Genomic DNA, 14,642 nt, shown 5'->3' on the forward strand with positions numbered 1-14,642 from the left:
CATGATCGCCACCCTCGACACCGCCATGTACAGCCTCGGCCAGTTGTTCCTGGCGCCGGTGCTGATCGCAATCGCCGCGCTGTTCGCCTACGCCTTTGTCGCCCTCGGCGCCCTCGCCTGGCAAGCCCGTCAGCGCCGCGGCGGGCATCCAGCAGGCTTCGAGTTGCTGGCGCTGGCCCGGGCCCGCCCCGAGCTGGACGCCACCGCGCTCGAACGCATCGCCCACGAGCGCCTGGAGCTGGCCCGCCTCGCCACCCGCGTTGCCCCCATGCTCGGCCTGGTCGCCACCATGATTCCGATGGGGCCGGCGCTGCGCGCGCTCGGCGACGGGCAGCTGGCCGACGTCTCTCAGGCGCTGGCGGTGGCCTTCTCGGCCGTCATCCTGGCGCTGATCGCCGCCGCGATCACCTACACCGTGCTCACCTGGCGGCGGCGCTGGTATGTGCGCGATCTCGACGCCATTGCCGCGCAGCGCGCGGAGGCGGCCTGATGCGCCCCCCGCTGCGCGACGAGGCGCATGACGAAGACCCGATCCTGTCGGTGGTCAATCTGATCGACGTATTCCTGGTCCTCATCGCTGCGCTGCTGCTGTCGATCGCCAACAGCCCGCTGTCGCCCTACGGCGCCGAGGCGCTGACGCTGATCCGCAATCCCGGCAGCGCCGACATGGAACTGGTGGTCAAGGACGGCGAGCGCATCGAACGCTACCGCGCCGACGGCACCGCCGGCATCGGCCAGGGCGTGCGCGCCGGCATCGCCTACCGCCTGCCCGACGGCGCGATGGTGTACGTCCCCGAAACCACTTCCCCCCCAAACGAGGCTCCCCGATGACACATCTCCCTGCCCTGCTGCTGGCGGCCCTGCTGGCCGCCCCTGCCGCCGCTGACACTTTGCCGATCGCCGTCGCCCCCGAACGTGCCTGGCGCGCCCTGCTCGGCCAGCTCGACAACGACCAGCTGCGCGAGCGCGCGCAGCTCGACCTCAACCGCTTCGAAGGCCAGCTCCACCTGCCCGAGGCGGGCGTAGTCGACGTCAGCGTGGATTGGGACGCAGCCACCGGCGGTACCCACCTGCGCTGGCACGCGTCCGATTCGCAGCCCGCGCACCACGCCGCGGCCCGACGCTGGATGCAGCGCGTCGCCGACGCCGCCCCGCGCCTGCCGCGGCCCAACCACCTGTGCCAGGGGCCGGAGCCTGCCGCCAACGGCCCGGACGCCGACACCTACACCGGCAAGGCCAGTTGCAGCTTCGGCACCGGCCACTTCTCGTCGGCGCTGTTCGAACTGGAAAAATGCGGCGACTACGAGTCGGCGCTGGTGATCCTCGCCGCCTGCGTGCGCGAAGGGCATGCCGGCGGCCTGGTGCGGCTGGCGCAGTTCTTCGAAAGCGGCCTCGGCGTGCCGCGCCGCCCCGAACGCATGACCGACTACCTGCGCCAGGCCGTCGCCAGTCACACCCCCGGCTACAGCGACGGCGCCCGCGTCCAGTACGCCACCGCGCTGTATTTCGGCGTGGGCACCGCGCCCGATCGCGACGCCGCCCTGCGCCTGTTCAACACCGCCGCCGCAGCCGGCGACCGCGACGCGCGCAACTTCCTCGCCCATGGCGTGCACTACGCCTGGCGCCGCGAAGACGGCAGTGTTTATGCCGACCCCGCGTGGATTCCCACCCCGTCCAACCACCCCTGACCGGAGACCGTCATGACCACCCCCAGCCCCCTCGACGCCGCCTTCGCCTGGCACCGCCTCGGCGATTTTCCGCACTTCCACTACACCATCCTGGCCGTCGATGAAGCGCGCCAGATCACCGACTTCATCATCCGCTACGACTCGGACGCGCCCATTTTCCTGCACCGCCACCGTTCCGAAACCCATACCCTGGTGCTGCAGGGCGAGCACCGCCTCTACGCCCCCGACGGCGCCCTGATCGACACCCGCCCGACCGGCCGGCACAGCATCACCGCCGCCGATGCCGACCCGCACAGCGAAGGCGGCGGCCCCGGCGGCGCACTGGTGCTCTACAGCACCCGCGGCAGTACCGACGGCGTGCTCTTCGATGTGCTCGATGCGGATGGCCACACCGTCGCCACGCTCAGCGTGGCCGATGTCGCCGGACTGCTCGCCCAGCAAGGCCACCCGGCCGGCCAGTAAGCCCTGGCGCCGGGGGCTGCACATCGCGCACCCGGCGTCACCTCACTGGCACTTTCCCGGCGCCGGCGCGGTGATGCGCTGATAGCCCGAGCCGTCCATCCCGTAGGCCTGGATCCACGGCGAACCGCGGCCGATCAGGCAGCCCGCCACCTCGGCGCGACAATCGCCGCCGGCGCCGCACTGGGCGTAGCAGGTCTTGCTGCTGATGCCGCACACCTGGCCCGCCAGCCGGCACTGGTTGCCGGAATTGATCTGGTACTGGCGTCCCGTGCCACGCGCCTTCCAGGTAATCACGTACTTATAGGTCGCCTTTCCGTCACACATCGACTGGCTCTGCGCCATGCCCAGATCCACCCGCGGCACGGCCGCCACTGCCACCTCGCCCCCGAACACCAGGCCCAGGCACAGCGCACCGAGGCCCCATCGCCAACGCTTCATGTCACTCTCCTCATGTCATCCGGCCACGGACAGGGCGTCCGCCACCGCTGTCGAGGGCACGGCCAGGGGCCGCAGAGGTCGATGGTCATGGGCTCGATCAGGCCGGCGCCCGCGCGCGCCGGGCACCTGCTTCTACTACTAGATCACCGGTGTGGGAGATGCCAGTACGACATGCGCCGCCAGGGCGGATTGCAGGTCTCAGCCCGGCCGCTTCATGCGGAACAGCTGCGCCGGCCCCACCGTGAAGTAATCCGCCGGGCCGCCGCCGCGCAGGATGTGGCCGGCGTTGGCGGTATCGTAGATGCCGTCCTTGAGCAGCGCGCGGTCGATGTGCACCGCCACCACCTCGCCCAGCACCAGCCAGGTCGGCACCGTCTCGCCGGCGGCGCTCTGCAACTGGAGGATCTGCGTGCGGCGACACTCGAAGCTCACCGGGCTCTGCGCCACACGCGGCACGCCGATCAGGCGCGAGGCCACCGGCGTGAGCCCGGCCAGCGCAAACTCGTCCACCTCGGGCGGCACCGCGGCACAGCTACGGTTCATCGCCTCGGCCAGCTCGCGCGTGGCCAGGTTCCAGGCGAACTCGCCGGTCTGCTCGATGTTGCGCACCGTGTCTTTGTAGCCGGTGGAGGCAAATCCAATGATCGGCGGCGTGTAGTTGAAGGCGTTGAAGAAGCTGTAGGGCGCCAGGTTGAGCACGCCGTCGGCGCTGCGCGACGAGATCCAGCCAATAGGACGCGGGCCGACGATGGCGTTGAACGGGTCATGCGGCAGGCCGTGGCCCAGGCGCGGTTCGTAGAAGTGTTCGGTATCGGACATGGGGGGCTCGCTACGGGATCAGCACGGCACGTTAGCAGTTCGGTGGGCGGCAGGCCATGCGGCGGCAGCGGCGAAGACCGCGCGGGGACCCACACACCTCACCCCGGCAAGCCGGCGCGGCACAGGCCTTCTCGCAAGGTAGCGACGTTCTCCGGCCGGCGCAGCGGCAGCCATTCCGTGAGCGTGGACTGGCGCAGCGCGGGGTCGAGCCGGCGCACCGTTTCCAGCGCACGCCGCGCCTCGTCAATTCGCCCGGCCAGTGCATGGCTGGCCGCCAGGATGGCCGCCGCCAGCAACAGGCTGGGCAGTTCGCGCTGCGCCTTCTCCGCCCACGCCGCCGCTGTGTCGAAGTGCCCCAGGAACAAATGCGCGGCCGCGGTGCCGGCCTGCATCCGGTACAACTCCGGATCGAGGGGGCTCAGGCGCATCGCATGGGTGAAGGACGCAAGGGCTTCTTCCGTCTCGCCTTGCCAGAGCCGGAGGAAGGCGCCGAGAAACCATGCCGCGGCGAGGTTGGGGTTGAGCATCAGCGCCCGGTCCACCAGGGCAATGCCGCCGGCGACGTCGCCGGCCAGATGGCCCAGCGCATGCCCGCATCGGGTAAGCGCGACCGCATCGTCCCGGCCCAGCTCGACCGCCCGACGCGCCAGCCGGATACCTTCGGCCACCTCCCGCGGGCGATCGCTCATCCAGCCGTTGATCTTGCGCCAGCAATGGCACCAGGCGGCCATCGCACAGGCCGAGGCGAACTCCGGGTCGGACGCCATCGCCTGGTGGAAAAGCGGCAGCGCCTGGTCGATGGCCTCGCGGGCGCCCTGATGCAGCCGGGCCATGCCGCGCAGATAGTAGTCATAGGCGTCGAGGCTGCCGGTCGGCTTGTGCCTTGCGCGCTCGATCTCCGCACGCTCGAGCTGCGGGGCGATCGCCCCGACCACGGCCTCGGTGATCTCGTCCTGCAGCGCGAAGATGTCGCCCAGCACGCCCTCGAAGCGGCCGGCCCAGTGATTCGCCCCGGTCGTGGCGTCGATCAGCTGGCAGGTGATGCGCACGCGGGTATCCGCCGTGCGCCAGCTGCCCTCCAGCAGGTAGCGAACGCCCAGTTCGCAGCCGACCTGCTTGATGTCGACGGCACGGCCCTTGTAGGTGAAGCTCGAATTGCGCGCGACGACGAACAGCCAGCGGTATTGCGACAGGGCGGCGATGATGTCCTCGACCACGCCATCGGCCAGGTAGTCCTGCTCGGCGTCACCGCTCAGGTTCACAAACGGCAGGACGGCAATCGACGGCTTGGCCGGCAGAGCTGGTGCGGGCGCAGGGGCGTCGTCGGATCGGCCGGCGTCGGTCGGGCCACCCTCCGCCAGCGCGTCGGTTTTGCGCACCTCGGCCACGAAACGGAAGCCTCGACGTGCAACGGTGCGAATCACGCGCTGCTGGCGACCATCGTCGCCGACCGCCTTGCGCACCGCATTGACGTGGCTGGCCAGGGTGGACTCCGAGACGATCCGGCCCGCCCAGACGGTATCGATCAAGTCGTCCCGGCTGACGACGCGCTCGCCGTGCTCGGCCAGATAGACCAGCAGGTCGAAGACCTTGGGCGCCATCGCCACGCTTTGCGACGCGCGGGACAGTTCCCGCCGGTCCAGGTCGAGCACGCAGTCGTCAAACACGAGAAACATTCGGGGCTCATTCACTCAGTGCCGGCCCGGACAGACCGGCAAGCCAAATCCAAGGAAAACTCAAGGTGTCGACAAAGTCCAGGTCCGGCACGCCGCGCACACTACAGCCATCGATCACCGCAGTGGCGTGATCGACCCCAACCAAGGAGAAGACCATGAAAATCGTCGTGATCGGCGGCACCGGCCTTATCGGCTCCAACATTGTAAGCAGACTGCGTCAGCAGGGACATGAAACCGTGGCGGCCTCCCCCGGCACGGGCGTCAACACCCTCACCGGTCAGGGGCTGGCCGAAGCGCTGACCGGCGCCCAGGTGGTGGTCGACGTGAGCAACTCGCCGTCGTTCGAAGACCGGGCGGTGCTGAGCTTCTTCGAAACCTCGACCCGCAACCTGCTGGCAGCCGAAGCGGCCGCTGGCGTCAAACACCATGTGGCACTGTCCATCGTCGGCACCGACCGCCTGCCCGACAACGGCTACTTCCGCGCCAAGGTCGCCCAGGAGAAGCTGATCCGCGCCTCGCGCAGGCCCTACACCCTGCTGCGCGCGACGCAATTCTTCGAGTTCATCGGCGGCATTGCCGACGCGGGTGCCGACGCCGACGGCACGATCCGCCTCTCGCCGGCCCTGATCCAGCCCATCGCGGCGGACGACGTGTCAGCGGTGCTGGCCGAGCTTGCGGTCGGCGCGCCGGTCAATGGCATCGTCGAAGTGGGCGGCCCGGAGCGCTTACCGCTCGACGCACTGGCGCGCGAGGTGCTCGCCGCGCGCGGAGACACCCGCGAGGTCGTCGCCGACGTTCATGCGCGCTATTTCGGCAGCGAACTGGACGACCGCTCGCTGGTGGCTGCCCCCGGCGCACGCACCGGCCCGACCCGCCTCCACCACTGGCTCGGCCGCTCGCTGGCGAACGCCTGAGCTCGCCCCCCCCGACCCCATCCCCCCAACAGAAAGGAATCATCATGACCCAGCGCATCGACTACCAGAAGCAGTCCCCCGAGCTCTTCAAGAAACTGCTCGCCTTCAGCATGGCGCTCAACGAGACCACCATCGAGCCGTCCATCCGCCATCTGGTGGATATCCGGGCCTCGCAGATCAACGGTTGCGCGTTCTGCGTCGACATGCATGTCAAGGAAGCGACGATGCATGGCGAGCGTCCGCTGCGGCTGCACCACCTCGCCGTCTGGCGCGAATCGCCGCTGTTCAGCGCGCGCGAACGCGCCGCCCTGGCGTGGGCCGAAAGCCTGACCCGGCTCCCCGCCGAGGGCGTGCCCGACGACATCTATGCGCGCGTGCGCGAGCAGCTGTCCGAAAAGGAAGTGTCCGACCTGAGCTTCCTGGTGATGTCGATCAACGCCTGGAACCGCGCCAGCGTGGGCTTCCAGGTCGTCCCCGGCTCGTCCGACAAGGCCTTCGGCCTCGACCGGTCCGGTCTGTCCTGAACCGCCACAAGGAGCACGTCATGTCCAGATTCAAGATCCTCGCCACGCTGTTGCTGCTGGCCGCCGGTGCCACCAGCGCACAACCGACGCCGCCACCGGCGCAGGTGACCCCCCTGATGACCCAGGCGCTGCCCGACTACCCCGGCAAGAACGGCGTGGTCATCACGGTCGAGTACCCCCCGGGCGGAGAAAGCCCCGTGCATCGCCACAACGCGCACGCCTTCGTGTATGTACTCGAAGGCTCGATCGTGATGGGTGTGCGCGGCGGCAAGACCGTCACGCTCGGCCCGGGCCAGACCTTCCACGAAGGCCCGGACGATATCCACACCGTCTCGCGCAACGCCAGCCGCACCGAACCGGCGCGCTTTCTGGTCGTCCTGCTGAAGAACGCCAGCGAACCGATCTCGATGCCGGCCCACTGACGCGGATGGCGGCCTGCCGGGCCACGCCAACTTCATGGTCGCGTTTGAGCGCGGCCACCTGGGACTGACACTCGCGGCAGCGACCGGCAAGCTGGTCGCCGAAAGCATTCAAGACCGTGCAAACGAATCGGCACTTGCCGTCTTCTCGCCCGCGCGATTCGGCAATGCCAACACAGCCTTCATCTCACCAGAGCGGTCCCTCATGATTCTTCAATGCGGCTCAACACCTATGGCATCCCGTTCGGCGTGATCTCGCTGGAGTCCTTCTTCCCCAAACCCGAAGGGCACATCAAGTACGCGGCGAGCTTCGACTTCCCGGTGCTTTACCACACCGTCAGGGGCGCCACCGCCGACCGCCCCATCCGTGAGCGTGCCCGTTCTCGACCTGACCAGCCTCACCCGCACGGTCGCCGCGACGGTGCAGCGCACCCGGAAAAGCAGAAAGGCGCCATCGGCGCCTTTCTTGATTGAGACAGCAACAGACGACCCGGCCGCGCCGGTCAGCGCAGCAACAAGGTTGGCACGCAGGTCGAGGTGAGCATGTCGGTGGTCTTGCTGCCAAACAACAGGCTGCGCAGCGGGGAGTGACTGTAGGCGCCCATCACCAGCATGTCGAAACCGCCGGTGGCCAGCGCGTCGGCGACGACCTCTTTCGGGCTGCCGGCGCGCGTGCTGGCGGTGGCTTCGATGCCGGCGGCGACCAGGCTGACGACCGCGGCATCCAGCGACTTCTGCTCGGCCGCGCCGGGCTCACCGGCGATCAGCAATTGCAGCTTCAGGCCGCGCAGCAGCGGGCTACCGGCCAGCATGTCGACGCCCTTGCGGGTCACGCTACTGCCATCAAAGGCAAACAGCACCGACCTCGGCTCCCGATACGCTTCGGTCACCACCAGTACCGGCCGGGTGGCTGAGCGCACCACCCACTCCAGGTGCTGGCCCAGGCCGGTCTTGGCATCGCGCCTGGGGTGCCCGTTGCGACCAATGATCAGCAGCCGGCTGCCTTCTTGCTGCTCGGCTAGGGTCTCTTCGATGTCGCCATGGCGCAAACGGCTGTCGACGGTCGTCGCGCCACCTTGCTCGGCGCGTTCGCGCAGGCCGGAGAGCAACACGCGGCCTTGCTCGCGCGCGCTGCGGGTGCGCTCGGCATCCTCCTGGGTCAGCCGGTCCATCAGCTTCTCCTGGGCGTCGAGGCCAATGGCGCCACTGTGGTCCTGATTGTCGGACAGCTCGACATGGCGCTCGAGCACATGCAGCAGCTCCACCGGCGCATCGAGGCGGCGAGCCGCCCAGGTCGCGTAGTCGGTCACCACATCGGCCATCGGCGTGGTATCCACGCAGGCGAGAATCTTGCGATCGATATTCATGTGCATTCTCCTCAGTGGCCCAGCAGCACGTCGTCGGCGCCGTCTTTGTCATGCACGGCAAACTTGTCCACCATGGTGGCGCTCGCTTCATTCAGGCCGATGACCTCGACCTCGGTGCCTTCGCGGCGGAACTTGAGCACCACCTTGTCCAGCGCGCTGATCGCGGTGATGTCCCAGAAGTGGGCGCGGCTGACATCGATGCGCACCGTGTCGAGCACCTCCTTGTAGTCAAAGGCGTTGGCGAAGCGCTCCGCCGAGGCGAAAAACACCTGGCCACTGACCTGGTAGCTGCGGCTGCGGCCATCGTCCTCGGTGCGCGAGCCGATGCGCAGGATCTGGCCAACCTTGTGGGCAAAGAAGAAGCCCGACAGCAGCACCCCGGTCAGCACGCCCTTGGCCAGGTCGTGGGTGGCCACGGTCACCACCACCGTGGCAAACATCACCACCGAAGAGCTCTTCGGATGCTCGCGCAGGTTGGTGATGGAGCCCCAGTTGAAGGTACCGATCGACACCATGATCATCACCGCCACCAGCGCCGCCATCGGGATCTGCTTGACCCAGTCGCCCAGGAAGACCACCAGGATCAGCAGCACCACCCCGGCCACCAGCGTCGACAGCCGGCCACGGCCGCCCGATTTCACGTTGATCACCGACTGGCCGATCATGGCGCAGCCCGCCATGCCGCCGATGAAACCGGTGGCGATGTTGGCGATGCCCTGGCCGACGCATTCCTGGCTCTTGTCGCTCTTGGTGTCGGTCAGGTCGTCAACAATGGTGGCGGTCATCAGCGATTCGAGCAGACCGACCACCATCAGCGTCAGCGAGTACGGCAGGATGATCTGCAGCGTCTCGAGGTTGAACGGCACGTTCGGCATCAGGAAGGACGGCAGGCTGTCGGGCAGCTCGCCCATGTCGCCCACCGTGCGGATGTCGAGACCCAGCGCGATCGACAGCGCGGTGAGCGACACAATGGTCACCAGCGGCGAGGGCACCGCGCGGGTGATGTACGGGAAACCATAGATGATGGCCAGCCCGGCCGCCGTCATGGCATAGACATGCCAGGTCACATCAATCAGCTCGGGCAGCTGCGCCAAGAAGATCAGGATCGCCAACGCATTGACGAAGCCGGTGACCACCGAGCGCGACACGAAGCGCATCAGCTGGCCGAGCTTCAGCCAGCCGGCAAAGATCTGCAGCACCCCGGTCAGTACCGTGGCGGCCAGCAGGTAGTCGAGGCCGTGCGTTTTCACCAGGGTCACGATGACCAGGGCCATGGCGCCGGTGGCGGCAGAGATCATGCCCGGCCGGCCGCCGAAGAAGGCGGTCAGCGTGGCGATCGAGAAGGAGGCATACAAGCCCACCTTGGGGTCCACACCCGCAATGATGGAAAAGGCGATCGCCTCGGGAATCAAGGCCAACGCGACCACAAGACCTGCGAGCAGATCGTTGCGGACGTTCGAAAGCCAGTCCTGCTGGAGTCTGTGTAGGGACATAGTTAGAGGTCTGTCGACCGCGATGGCCGAGTAACAAGAAAATGGAGAACACACGACGCCCGCCGGTACACCGAGCGAAAACGGCCAGTCAGTTGCATGCCAGCATCATCGACGCGATGGCAGCGCAAGCCTTCAGGTCAAACGGCGTCAGACGTGGATCAAGGAGGTGTTACAGCGCAGAAGTAGCCACGCGGCAAGGCGGCGCCACGAGAGTTGACGGGCTGAGCCCCATGCACGGCAAAGCCACGGAGGCGGATGCATTGCAGTGCAATTGAGCGGCGCGCGGCGACTACCTTCATCGCCGCATTGTGCATTGCACAACAGCGCCGCGTCAAGAAAGGCACCGACGCCCACTCGCTTCACCCACATCTGCCAAAGCCGATTCCCGCCAAACGCCGCCTACCGGATGCCACCACGCCAACACCGGACGACGTGTTTGGCGACACACTCGCCCCAAGTAGAACGCTCTCTCGCCCCTGAAAGTCGACTGGCCACTCGACCTTCGACCTATCCATGAGTCTCCCGCATCCGCTGATGCAGGGCGGATCAGCGAAGCGTCATCCGCCGAATGCCTCCACTCCAATCACCGCATGCGGTGGAAGGCGCTGCGCTTTTCCACCCTACGCGGGCTGTGTCGTTCAGCGTAGCCGGCCGCATGCTGACGCGGTCGGGCGAGCACGGTCGCGCAAGAGACAAACAGAAAAGGCGTTTCGCCAGGCCAAAACCCCGGCGATACGCCCTGCCCTTTTGTCGCCACCGACACCGTGTCGGCGAGCGTCATGCCATCACACGCCTTCGCTCAAGCGCCAGGCGCCCGCGGTGAGCGGCACGAAAGCTTCAACGGCTGCCGTGGCGATGATGTGGGTGGTGCCCTGTTCGGGGTCGTGCACATTCAGCCCACCCTTCACGGCTTTTACTTCGGCGTAGCCGCGCGGCAGGGTGTCGGCGACCGCATCGGTGTCGACCTTGTCGGGGTCTTGCACGCCGATGGTCACTTGCACGCGCATGTCGCGGTGGTCGATGTCCAGGCTGCGGAACAGCAGGATGGACGAGTGGTGCAGTGCATCCTGCACGGCGCGGCAGGCGGCCTTGGTGTAGTCCTCGCCGTAGAGGTCGTTGCCGGTGCCCATTTCGAGGATGATGCGTTTTTCAGTCATGGGCGGCCTCCATGTCGAAGGAAACGGTGATGGCGGCGTTGGCGATGACGCTGATACTGTCGCCGCTGGGCTTGGGTACGTCGAGCCCGCCTTCGATCACGCGAACCGTGACCTGCCCGTACGGAAACACCTTGATCAGCTCGGCTTCATCGACCAGATCGGGGCGCTGAACGGCAACGACGGCGTCGATGACCATCGCGGTACGGGGGAAGCCGAAGGCATCGGCGACGTTGAGCGAGTGATGCCAGAGCGCGTCGCGGATCGCGCGTGCGCCGGCCTGAGTGTAGTTGCGGCTGCGGATCGAGGTCCCCATGCCGAACTGCACCACCATTTTTTTCAGGGCCATGATTTAGTCCTCGGTGGGGGTGTAGCTGCGGATGACGTAGTGTTTGGTGGTGGTTTCGATCACGTCCCAGTAGCCGCGAAAGCCATTCGGGATCATGAAGGCGTCACCGGCCATGAAGGTCTTGGCGGTGCCGTCGTCGGCGATCAGGCGGCAGTGGCCGGCGAGGATGACGCAGAACTCGTCGCGATCGGTGAAGGCGTGCCAGCGGCCGGGGGTACTGGTCCAGGTGCCGGCAATGAGCGCACCGTCGGTGCTTTCGAAGTGCTGCTGGTTGCTGTGCTGCGGGTCGCCTTCAACAACGCGATCGGGCAAATCAGCCAGTCGGCTGTCGACGCGCTCGGCGCCGCTCTCAGCAAAATTGATCACCGGGTTTGGCATGGGGCTTTCCGTCAATATTGGGGCCGGCATCAGCGCCGGTGGCGTCCGCCAATGAGCTGGACGATGTCGTAGAACAGTTCGTTGTCGAGCGCCTGGCTCATGTCGGTGGCGAGGCAACGGCGGTAGAAGGGGCTCAGGTCGAGGCCGGCGCCAAGGCCGAGGATCTCCACCGCGCCCTGCGCCTCGCGCCGCGCCACCACATCCTTGAGGTGGTTGTCGAGGTAGAAGTCGTCGTTGGCGCGGCCGGTGGCGCTGTCGGCGGGGCAGCCATCGGAGATCACGATCAGGATCCGCCGTTCTTCGCTGCGCGCCAGCAGGCGGTTGCAGGCCCAGTCCACCGCTTCGCCGTCGATGCCTTCGCGAAACAGGTCGGGCTTGAGCAAGGCCATCATGTCGATGCGGGCGCGGCGCCAGTTGCGGTCGGCCTCTTTGAACACCATGTGAGTGACTTCGTTGAGCCGCCCCGGATGCGCCGGCTTGCCATGCGCCATCCATTCCTTGACCGCCCGGCCGCCGTTCCAGCCGCCGGTGGTGAAGCCGAGCATCTCGGTGGTGACGCCCACCATCTCAAGCGCGCGGATGAGCAGGTCGACCATCATCGCCACCGGCTCAGAATGCGTCTTCATCGAGCCGGAGCAATCGACCAGGAAGGTGACCACGCAATCGGCTTGCGGCTTGTACTGGTCTTGCCGGAACAGGCGGCGTTCGGCCGGCGAGCTGATGAGCTGCGACAAGCGGGCGCCGTCGATACGCCCTTCTTCCTGCCCGAACAGCCAGCCGTCGCGCTGCGGCTGGGCCAGGATGGCGCCGAGCATGCGCGCCAGGCGCGGCAGGTTGATGCCCTGCTCGGTGATGCGCTTGTCGACCCGCTCGCGGTACTCGCGCAGCAGCGCCTTGCGCACCAGCGTGCCGGCCGACACCTCGGTGTCGAAGCGCGTGGTGTACACATGGTAGGCCTGTCTGGCGTCTTCAAACACCTTGCTGTCGCCGGTGGTGGCGGTGGCGATGGTGTTGCCGTCACCTTCATCCTGGTCGAAGTCGAGCAGCAGCGCGAAGCGGCTCTTGGCTTCGTCTTCTTCCTCGGGGTCGCGCTCGGCGTCGTCGCCACCGGCGTCGGCCCTGTCGGAGCGCATGGTCTCATCGACCACCCGCGCCACTTCCAGCGCATGCTTGGCAAACTCGGCCTGATTGTCGCGGTGTCGGCGCATGCCGGCCAGCGGCGTGCCAAGCACACCCGCCAGCGACACGCGCGTGCCTTCGATGTAGTCCTCGGTCTCTTCGAGCACCTGTCGCGCCATCAGGCGCGACCAGCTCATCTGCGCCACGGTGTAGAGCAAGATGCCGAAGCGCCCTTCGGTCAGCCCCTCGCGGTAGAAGGTGCGCGACCAGTTTTCAAACCGGTGGTGCAGGTTGTCGGCCATGCCGGGCATGTCGATCGGCACATGGGTTTCAACGCGCAACTGCTCCAGCCACTCGAACACCAGCCGCTGCACCCCACCCGTCGGGCAGAGGCTGCGGTGCAATTCGGGGTCGGAATGCAACAGCCGCAAGGCCATGCCGTCGGCCGCGGCGCGGCAGTCTTCAAACGCGTCCTGATCGGAGTCGATGCGCAGATGCGGCGCATGCATGGGCAGCGGCCGCGCGCCCTGGTGCAGGCGCCGCCCCCGGTAATGCAGTTGGGCATCGCCGGTCAGCGCGCGCAAGGTAGCGGCGCAGAGCTCTTCGACTTTCTGCTGCCGCTTGGCCCGCTGCTGCGCGGTCGCTTGCATTACGACTGCGCCTCGCGCATCCACGACTCGTCCAGCTCTTCGCCAAAGCAGCGCTGGTAATACTCGGCCACGATCGGGCGCTCGGCTTCATCGCACTTGTTTAGGAAGGACAGGCGGAAGGCCAGCGGCGGATTGCGGAATATCTCGCAGTTCTCGGCCCAGGTGATCACCGTGCGCGGCGACATCAGCGTGGACAGATCGCCCGCAGCAAAGCCTTTGCGAGTGAGGTCGGCCACCTGCACCATCTGCGCGATCAGCTTGCGGCCCTTGTCGTAGTTCTTGGCCGGCACGCGGGCCAGCACGATGGCGACCTCTTCGTCATGCGGCAGGTAGTTGAGCGTGGCAACGATGTTCCAGCGGTCGATCTGCGCATGGTTGAGCACTTGCGTGCCGTGGTACATGCCCGACAGATTGCCCAGGCCAACCGTGTTGGACGTGGCGAACAGGCGGAAGTACGGGTGCGGGCGAATCACGCGGTTCTGGTCGAGCAGAGTGAACTTGCCGTCGCGCTCGAGAATGCGCTGGATGACGAACATCACGTCCGGCCGGCCGGCATCGTATTCGTCAAAGATCATCGCCACCGGGCGTTGCAGCGCCCAGGGCACGATGCCTTCCTGAAACTCGGTTACCTGCAGGCCGTCGCGCACGACAATGGTGTCCTTGCCAACCAGATCGAGCCGGCTGATGTGGCCGTCGAGGTTCACGCGCACGCAAGGCCAGTTGAGCCGCGCGGCGACCTGCTCGATATGCGTGGATTTGCCGGTGCCGTGCAGGCCTTGCACCATCACCCGGCGGTCGCGGGTGAAGCCGGCCAGAATCGCCAGCGTCACATCGGGGTTGAAACGATAGGCGTCGTCGACTTCCGGCACATGGTCGTCGCGCTCGCTGAACGCCGGCACCATCAGGTCGGAATCGATACCAAACACGCTGCGCACGGACACTTGCTTGTCCGGCGCGGTGATCACATTGTCTGCCACGGGCTTCTCCATGTCGGGTTGCGCGCCGCGGGTCATTGCCCACGGCGTCGGTTTTCACCCAAACAGGAGACCTCCCCCCGCTCAGGCGCTGTGCTGCAATTCGTTCTCTGCCTGCGTCTCGATGTCGGCGAGGGCCTTGGCGGCTTTCTTGAGCGCCGGCAGTAGCGTGAGCACCTTGTCGTGGTTGAGCCGCATGATCGGCGCCTGAATGGCGA

General features: G+C 67.0%; 20 protein-coding genes. 8 read left to right on the top strand and 12 right to left on the bottom strand.

Translation table 11 applies throughout. The annotated features are described in order from the left end of the window. Position 1: 1 nt before the first annotated feature. The 4 genes from FHP91_RS10885 to FHP91_RS10900 are packed head-to-tail and all read left to right on the top strand — an operon-like array spanning position 2 to position 2,150. Positions 2 to 490, top strand: a complete 489-nt coding sequence (locus FHP91_RS10885) for a MotA/TolQ/ExbB proton channel family protein (protein ID WP_144309632.1) — start codon at positions 2 to 4, stop codon at positions 488 to 490. Continuing rightward, on the top strand, positions 490 to 831 hold the full coding sequence (locus FHP91_RS10890) for a DUF2149 domain-containing protein (RefSeq protein ID WP_144309633.1): 342 nt from the start codon (positions 490 to 492) through the stop codon (positions 829 to 831). The genes FHP91_RS10885 and FHP91_RS10890 overlap by 1 nt, the downstream gene beginning before the upstream one ends. After that, entirely contained in the window at positions 828 to 1,688 is an 861-nt protein-coding gene (locus FHP91_RS10895) for a sel1 repeat family protein (RefSeq protein WP_144309634.1), read from the top strand. The genes FHP91_RS10890 and FHP91_RS10895 overlap by 4 nt, the downstream gene beginning before the upstream one ends. 12 nt (positions 1,689 to 1,700) lie before the next feature. Beyond that, complete coding sequence (locus FHP91_RS10900; protein ID WP_144309635.1) at positions 1,701 to 2,150, top strand: regulator; 450 nt, start codon at positions 1,701 to 1,703, stop codon at positions 2,148 to 2,150. A gap of 42 nt (positions 2,151 to 2,192) precedes the next feature. On the opposite strand, the gene FHP91_RS10905 is transcribed toward FHP91_RS10900, so the two are convergent. From FHP91_RS10905 to FHP91_RS21150, 4 genes are all read right to left on the bottom strand, one after another. Beyond that, a complete protein-coding gene (locus FHP91_RS10905; protein ID WP_144309636.1) occupies positions 2,193 to 2,588 on the bottom strand; it encodes a hypothetical protein in 396 nt (131 codons plus the stop codon). A 198-nt stretch (positions 2,589 to 2,786) separates the two neighbouring features. Beyond that, positions 2,787 to 3,407 (bottom strand): flavin reductase family protein, encoded by a 621-nt coding sequence (locus tag FHP91_RS10910; protein WP_144309637.1) that lies wholly within the window; start codon positions 3,405 to 3,407, stop codon positions 2,787 to 2,789. A 98-nt stretch (positions 3,408 to 3,505) separates the two neighbouring features. Beyond that, positions 3,506 to 5,083: a winged helix-turn-helix domain-containing tetratricopeptide repeat protein gene (locus FHP91_RS10915; RefSeq protein WP_144309638.1), complete on the bottom strand. Its 1,578-nt coding sequence runs from the start codon at positions 5,081 to 5,083 to the stop codon at positions 3,506 to 3,508. Between the two features lie 7 nt (positions 5,084 to 5,090). Then, complete coding sequence (locus FHP91_RS21150) at positions 5,091 to 5,240, bottom strand: hypothetical protein (RefSeq protein WP_186301514.1); 150 nt, start codon at positions 5,238 to 5,240, stop codon at positions 5,091 to 5,093. Here FHP91_RS21150 and FHP91_RS10920 point away from each other — a divergent pair. From FHP91_RS10920 to FHP91_RS21300, 4 genes are all read left to right on the top strand, one after another. Continuing rightward, a complete protein-coding gene (locus tag FHP91_RS10920) occupies positions 5,239 to 5,997 on the top strand; it encodes an SDR family oxidoreductase (protein ID WP_144309639.1) in 759 nt (252 codons plus the stop codon). The two genes, FHP91_RS21150 and FHP91_RS10920, sit on opposite strands and share 2 nt — an antisense overlap. A 44-nt stretch (positions 5,998 to 6,041) precedes the next feature. Next, complete coding sequence (locus FHP91_RS10925) at positions 6,042 to 6,521, top strand: carboxymuconolactone decarboxylase family protein (RefSeq protein WP_144309640.1); 480 nt, start codon at positions 6,042 to 6,044, stop codon at positions 6,519 to 6,521. A gap of 20 nt (positions 6,522 to 6,541) precedes the next feature. Next, positions 6,542 to 6,943 carry a cupin domain-containing protein gene (locus tag FHP91_RS10930; protein WP_144309641.1) on the top strand — a complete coding sequence of 134 codons (402 nt, stop codon included), beginning with the start codon at positions 6,542 to 6,544 and terminating at the stop codon, positions 6,941 to 6,943. Positions 6,944 to 7,156: 213 nt separating this feature from the next. Next, the gene (locus FHP91_RS21300) at positions 7,157 to 7,414 is read left to right on the top strand and encodes a hypothetical protein (protein WP_222105174.1); all 258 of its coding nucleotides are present in this window, start codon (positions 7,157 to 7,159) and stop codon (positions 7,412 to 7,414) included. A 29-nt stretch (positions 7,415 to 7,443) separates the two neighbouring features. Here FHP91_RS21300 and FHP91_RS10940 read toward each other — a convergent pair whose 3' ends face one another. From FHP91_RS10940 to FHP91_RS10975, 8 genes are all read right to left on the bottom strand, one after another. Then, the gene (locus tag FHP91_RS10940; protein ID WP_144309642.1) at positions 7,444 to 8,307 is read right to left on the bottom strand and encodes a universal stress protein; all 864 of its coding nucleotides are present in this window, start codon (positions 8,305 to 8,307) and stop codon (positions 7,444 to 7,446) included. An 11-nt stretch (positions 8,308 to 8,318) separates the two neighbouring features. Then, positions 8,319 to 9,800, bottom strand: a complete 1,482-nt coding sequence (locus FHP91_RS10945; RefSeq protein WP_144309643.1) for a SulP family inorganic anion transporter — start codon at positions 9,798 to 9,800, stop codon at positions 8,319 to 8,321. Positions 9,801 to 10,383: 583 nt separating this feature from the next. Next, the gene (locus FHP91_RS10950; RefSeq protein ID WP_144309644.1) at positions 10,384 to 10,581 is read right to left on the bottom strand and encodes a hypothetical protein; all 198 of its coding nucleotides are present in this window, start codon (positions 10,579 to 10,581) and stop codon (positions 10,384 to 10,386) included. Between the two features lie 4 nt (positions 10,582 to 10,585). Continuing rightward, complete coding sequence (locus tag FHP91_RS10955; protein WP_144309645.1) at positions 10,586 to 10,957, bottom strand: Lin0512 family protein; 372 nt, start codon at positions 10,955 to 10,957, stop codon at positions 10,586 to 10,588. Next, the gene (locus FHP91_RS10960) at positions 10,950 to 11,303 is read right to left on the bottom strand and encodes a Lin0512 family protein (RefSeq protein ID WP_144178199.1); all 354 of its coding nucleotides are present in this window, start codon (positions 11,301 to 11,303) and stop codon (positions 10,950 to 10,952) included. Before FHP91_RS10960 ends, FHP91_RS10955 begins: the two co-directional genes overlap by 8 nt. A gap of 3 nt (positions 11,304 to 11,306) precedes the next feature. After that, positions 11,307 to 11,681 (bottom strand): cupin domain-containing protein, encoded by a 375-nt coding sequence (locus FHP91_RS10965; RefSeq protein WP_144309646.1) that lies wholly within the window; start codon positions 11,679 to 11,681, stop codon positions 11,307 to 11,309. Between the two features lie 29 nt (positions 11,682 to 11,710). Then, the gene (locus FHP91_RS10970; RefSeq protein WP_144309647.1) at positions 11,711 to 13,450 is read right to left on the bottom strand and encodes a cobaltochelatase CobT-related protein; all 1,740 of its coding nucleotides are present in this window, start codon (positions 13,448 to 13,450) and stop codon (positions 11,711 to 11,713) included. Next, positions 13,450 to 14,439 (bottom strand): AAA family ATPase, encoded by a 990-nt coding sequence (locus FHP91_RS10975; protein ID WP_186301515.1) that lies wholly within the window; start codon positions 14,437 to 14,439, stop codon positions 13,450 to 13,452. Before FHP91_RS10975 ends, FHP91_RS10970 begins: the two co-directional genes overlap by 1 nt. Positions 14,440 to 14,642 lie beyond the last annotated feature (203 nt).

The organism is Denitromonas halophila, assembly GCF_007625155.1.
GTDB lineage: Bacteria > Pseudomonadota > Gammaproteobacteria > Burkholderiales > Rhodocyclaceae > Nitrogeniibacter > Nitrogeniibacter halophilus.